Annotated in this window: 6 protein-coding genes; 2 read left to right on the forward strand and 4 right to left on the reverse strand. The window is 65.0% G+C overall.

From position 1 onward, the window contains the following. The 4 genes from Q7T45_RS13840 to Q7T45_RS13855 form a co-directional block, all read right to left on the reverse strand. The coding region (locus Q7T45_RS13840; protein ID WP_304871516.1) for a hypothetical protein at positions 1–605 on the reverse strand (605 nt) is incomplete at its 3' end. 122 nt (positions 606–727) lie between these two features. Then, complete coding sequence (locus Q7T45_RS13845; protein WP_370691270.1) at positions 728–1,012, reverse strand: DUF1491 family protein; 285 nt, start codon at positions 1,010–1,012, stop codon at positions 728–730. After that, positions 897–1,817 (reverse strand): peptidoglycan-binding protein, encoded by a 921-nt coding sequence (locus tag Q7T45_RS13850; protein ID WP_370691271.1) that lies wholly within the window; start codon positions 1,815–1,817, stop codon positions 897–899. The genes Q7T45_RS13845 and Q7T45_RS13850 overlap by 116 nt, the downstream gene beginning before the upstream one ends. Continuing rightward, a complete protein-coding gene (locus Q7T45_RS13855; protein ID WP_304871518.1) occupies positions 1,810–3,651 on the reverse strand; it encodes a PAS domain-containing sensor histidine kinase in 1,842 nt (613 codons plus the stop codon). Before Q7T45_RS13855 ends, Q7T45_RS13850 begins: the two co-directional genes overlap by 8 nt. A gap of 487 nt (positions 3,652–4,138) precedes the next feature. Between Q7T45_RS13855 and Q7T45_RS13860 the strand changes: the two genes are divergently transcribed. Beyond that, a complete protein-coding gene (locus tag Q7T45_RS13860; protein WP_304871519.1) occupies positions 4,139–4,573 on the forward strand; it encodes a DUF5330 domain-containing protein in 435 nt (144 codons plus the stop codon). Between the two features lie 95 nt (positions 4,574–4,668). After that, positions 4,669–5,094 (forward strand): SufE family protein, encoded by a 426-nt coding sequence (locus Q7T45_RS13865; protein ID WP_304871520.1) that lies wholly within the window; start codon positions 4,669–4,671, stop codon positions 5,092–5,094. Positions 5,095–5,204: the final 110 nt, after the last annotated feature.

Consider the following 5,204-nt stretch of genomic DNA (forward strand, 5'->3'; position numbering starts at 1 on the left):
GGATCGCTGTTGCCTTCGACGAAATCATAACCCGCGGCGTGCGCAATGCCCGCGAGTTCCGGATGCAAAGCAATTCCGGTATCCGGCTGCGCGATGACGATGCCGGCGCCGCGACTTGGCCGCTGCAACGCTTCAGACGCCGCCCAGGCTGCCGGAGCGAAGATCTGCTCGATCGCCCAACGCTTGTTGAGGCCGGGCTGTTCGGGCACCCAGCACCCCGGCGGGAAGTCGTCGATGGATTCTTCGGCCGGACCTTTCCGTCTGGTGTCGGGCTCGGGAAACACGTCGGTGAAAATCTCAGGCTCGGCCGCTTCGAGGTTGAAGCGGCGCACCAATTCATAGCCGGCTTCGAAGGCCGGCGCAGGGTCACCCTTGAACGTGCGGCCGGGAACGATCAGAAGCAGCGCCCGGTGATCAAGATTCGACAATCGTTCCACGCGCGCCTTCAGCGGCGCCAGCGCCAATTCCACCGCTGCTGCCACTTCCAGCGGATCCTGGTCGGCCTTCACGATCAATACAAAGCGCGCCTCCGGCAATCCAGACGCGTCGGGTATCGGGATCGTTGCGGCCTCAATCTTCGTCCGAAGAACTACGTCGGGATCCACACCAGCTACTTACCCCCCTTCGGCAGCACATGCGCAAGTTGCATTAGTCTAGGTTGTAACTCCCCATTGGCAAGTCCAATTCCGGCATCCGCAGTTCATTCCGCCGGTGCGACGAGGCCCCGCTAGCCCCGCGCCAGGTCGAGAAAATGCCGCCCTGCCCGGTCCTCGGTCTCGACGATCCAGGCATCGGGATCGAACCTGATTTCCCTGACCAGGCGTTCTTCCACCGCCGCTTCCGTAACAGGCTGCGGCGATACCGGCGTGAAGAAGCGCTCGATCGGCCGGCTGTCGTCATAGACCGTCTGCGGCGCCGGCACGTACAGCATGGCGTTGCCGTCGAGCGTGGCGACCTTGACGAACACCGCGCCGGCCTCTTCGGCGCCGCGCCGGCGCACCGCGCCGAACACGCCCTCGGTCTGGCAGCGGCGCAGATAGGCCGCCACCCATATCGCGGATTTCAATCGCATGGGGCGACGTTATAGGCCAGCGCCGGAAGCGAAGCTCGTCGATCGGCCGGCCGATCATCGCGGCGAGTTCTTTCACCAGCCGATCGGACATCTGCCCGGTCACCGGCAGCTTGCGCTCGCGCTCGAACTTCTGGATCGCGGCCTGGGTGTCGGAGCCGACCGTGCCGGTCGGCTTCAACTGGCCGTAGCCATATTCGGTCAGCGTGCGCTGTACCGCCGCCACGCGGCGCGCGGCCGGGGTTTGATTGGCGATCGTCTCGCTGCGGGACGCAGCCGGGATCGGCGCCGGCGGCCGCGCGATACTGGAGGGGGTGGCTTGCGGAGCGGCCGTCGCCTTGACCAGATTGGTCATGGGGTCGCTCTTCGGGTCGGCGCTCCTGGCATCGCTCCTGGGATCAGCGCTCTTCAGCTCGATGACCCTTGGCTCCGATGCCACGGGATCCGTAACGCGTGCCGCGGCTTCCACCGGGCGTGGACGCGGCAACGGACTGGGCGCCACCGCCGCCGCCGGCATCCTGGTCACCGTGCCGAACATCGGCGACGGATGACGTCCGGCCTGCAGAAACAGCGCGTTGGCGATGATGGCGCTGACCGCGGCAAACGCCAGCAGGCCTGCCACCATGTCTTTCGGGCTGTGCAGCAGGACGCGCATCACGAGGCCCCGCTCGGTCTCGGCTTCCACGGCAGCCGCCCGCCCGCCGCGACGGCGGCGCGGCATGTCTTCGTTATCGGTATTTCTAGGCACTTTTCTTCACCTGATGTGATGGCTCTGGGATCGTGGATCGCACCGCCGGCGTGAGCGTTGCGATATTGCTTGTGGGCTGCTCGGCCCGCGGCGTAAAGGCCAGCGGCAATGCGACGGTTACGGTGGTGCCTTCGTCGAGCTTGCTCTGCACGTTGATCTCGCCGGCATGCAGGGCGACCAGGCTTTTCACGATCGACAGCCCGAGGCCGGTGCCTTCATGCCGCCGCTGATAGGTCTTGCCGGCCTGGAAGAAGGGATTGCCGATCCGCTTCAGGTCGTCGGCGGAGATGCCGACGCCGGTGTCGCAGACGCGCAGCACCAGCCGCGATCCCTCGACGCCGGCGGACACCGTGACGGAGCCGCCGCGCTCGGTAAACTTGATGGCGTTGGCGACCAAATTCAGCACGATCTGCTTGAACGCACGGGGATCGCCGGTCATCACGGGCAGATCGTCCGGCGCCCGGGTAACGAGATCGATGGCGTTTTCCCGCGCCTTCAGCGCCAGCAGGTTGCAGCAATTGATCAACGCCGCCCGCGGCGCGAACGGCTCCGGTGAAATCTCGAAATTGCCGGACTCCATCTTGGACATGTCGAGAATGCCGTTCACGACCGACAGCAGATGCTGGCCGGAATCATTGATCAGCTGGGCATATTCCTTGCGCCTGACGGCATCGATCATCAGCACGTCTTCCTGAACGATCATCTCGGAAAATCCGATGATGGCGTTGAGCGGCGTACGCAGCTCGTGGCTCATGGTGGCGAGGAAGCGGGTCTTCGACGCATCGGCCTGCTCGGCGGCGGTGCGCGCGAGGTCGAGCGCCTGCTCCTGGATCTTGCGGTCGGTGACGTCGCGCATCACGGCGACGACCTCGGCGTCCGACCAGACCGCGGTTTCCGACGCCTGTTCGAGCGGCCGGCAGCGCATTTCCACCCAGATGAAATCGACCTGACCGTTCTGGCCCCGCGCGCTGGCGCGCGGCACTTCCCGCCGCAGACGAAATTCGACGCTGCGGGCCTCGCCGCCGCGCGCCGCATCCGACAGCGCGGTGAGATAGGCAGGACGATCGGCGACGTGGACGCGGTCGAACAGGCCGTGGCCCAAGAGCCGCGATACCGGCGCTCCCAGCATGGCTTCCACCGCAGGCGAAATGAACTGCACGGCGCCATTGCGGTCATGCCGCGAAATCACGTCGCTCATGTTGCGCGCCAGCAAGCGATAGCGATCCTCCTCGACATTGAGCAGCGCCACGCTGGTGCGCGCCAGCGACTCGGCGCCGAAGGCAAGCCCGGCCGCGTAAAGTGTCGCCGATGCCACGCCGAACGCCATGAAGACGCCGCGCGAGACCGAATTGGCATCCGGCGGCGGCAGCAGGTCGAAATGCCCGAACGCGATCAGCGCCGCGGTGCATCCCAGCGTCAGCGCGCAGGCGAACGCCACCACGCGGCGCGATGCCGAGAGCGCGGCCTCCAGCGGCACCACCACCAGCCAGATCGCGGCAAAGGATTCGATGCCGCCGGTGGTCATCGCCACCGTCATGACGAGGCCGGTCAGCGCCAGCGACGACAGCACATGCGCGCCTTCGTAGCGGCCGGTGCGCGACAGAAACCACGACAGCAGGATCGGTGCGATCAGCCAGGCGAATCCCGCGACCTCCAGCGCCGTGGGCGCGCCGCGCATCGCGAGGTAAACCGGAAATGCCGCGAACGCCGCCAGGCTGCCGAGCAGCCTTGGCGCCATGAACGCGCGATGGCGCGCGCGCGTCAGCGCGTCGTATCGCGCGGACGGATGCAGCAACGCGTCGAGGCAATCGCGGATGATATTCAAAACTGTCACGTCTCTCGCGGTTCGGCTTGTTCGTCTTGCAGGTTCGACTTGACGTTGGACTTGCAGACGCGCCGGAACGCCCCCTTTATCGTTGCCTCAACCTGTCAGAGCGAACTTAAGCGAACGCTAAGGCGCGCGCGCCGGCGGCCGAAGTCCGTGCCTGCACGGGGTTTCGCCGGTCTTGCGGCGGCTCATTCGATGCAAATGGTGAACGGAGGGTTTCCGGAACCGGCCTTGTATGGTTTCGAAAGTGTGGATGCGACCGGGCAGCCGGTTTTCCGCCGGAATCGATCATCAATCGAAAATTTACGCCGAATCGAATGAGTCGGATTTTTCGCGAATTTTCGCCGTTTTTGGCTCAATGCGAACACTTGCGATTTATCGACGGCTGTTAGTCAGGGATCGATTGCGAGAACAAGCGCAACAGTTGCGAGGGGCATCGCGGGCTTTCGCGATGGATCACAACCGAACCAAAAGAGACGACCGGGGTCGCGAGATGTTTTTTCTGCTTCGCATGGCATTCTGGCTCGGGCTGGTGCTCGTGCTTTTGCCCAGAGAGAAGACGCCTGAATCGGACAAGCTTCCGCAACTGGGCGCGTCGGAAGCCGTGTCGGCCGCGTCAGCGGCGGTGTCGGACATGAGCCAGTTCTGCAAGCGCCAGCCGGCCGCCTGCGAAGTGGGCGGCCAGGCCGCCACCGTGATCGGCCAGCGGGCCCAGGAGGGCGCGCGCAAGCTCTATCACATCATCACCGACAAGACCGACAACAAGACCGACAAGAAGGCGACCGACAAGAAGGCGCCCGACCATACCGGCTCGATCGCCGGCGCCGGCGCCGACGACGCCGACGCTTCGCCGGCGGCGCCGCGTGACACGCTGACGCCGGACGACATAGTGGCGGAGTGGCGCGGCCCTGCCCTGAGCGCGAATTAGGCCAGAGAATCAGGCAAGCGAATTAGGCCCGGAACAGTATCGCTTTCGCACGCCCGCAATCCTATATAGTGCGCTGGGATTGAGCGCGGGACACGATGACGATCGACGAAATCAGGGACAATTTTGCGCTGCTGGACGATTGGGACGACCGCTACCGGTACGTCATCGAACTCGGCCGCACGCTCGATCCGATGCCGGAAGCCGAGCATTCCGCCGCCAACAAGGTGCTAGGCTGCGCCAGCCAGGTCTGGCTCTCGAAACAGATCGATCGCAGCGGCGGCGAACCCTCGCTGAACTATCTCGGCGACAGCGACGCGCATATCGTGCGCGGACTGATCGCGATCCTGCTGACGCTGTATTCCGGCCGCACCCCACAGCACATTCTCGACACCGATGCGCTGGCGCTGTTCGACGAGCTCGGATTTCGCGAACACCTGACGCCGCAGCGCTCCAACGGCCTGCGTTCCATGGTCGAACGCATTCGCTCCGACGCCCGCGAGGCGCTGGCGACGGCGTCCTGATTTCGCGTCATTGCGAGGAGCGCTTGCGACGAAGCAATCCACTCTTTCTTTATGCCGCAGCCATGGATTGCTTCGCGGAGCCTGTCATCGGGCGCGCATTCGCGCGACCC

The organism is Bradyrhizobium sp. (assembly GCF_030646015.1).
Taxonomy (GTDB): domain Bacteria; phylum Pseudomonadota; class Alphaproteobacteria; order Rhizobiales; family Xanthobacteraceae; genus Bradyrhizobium.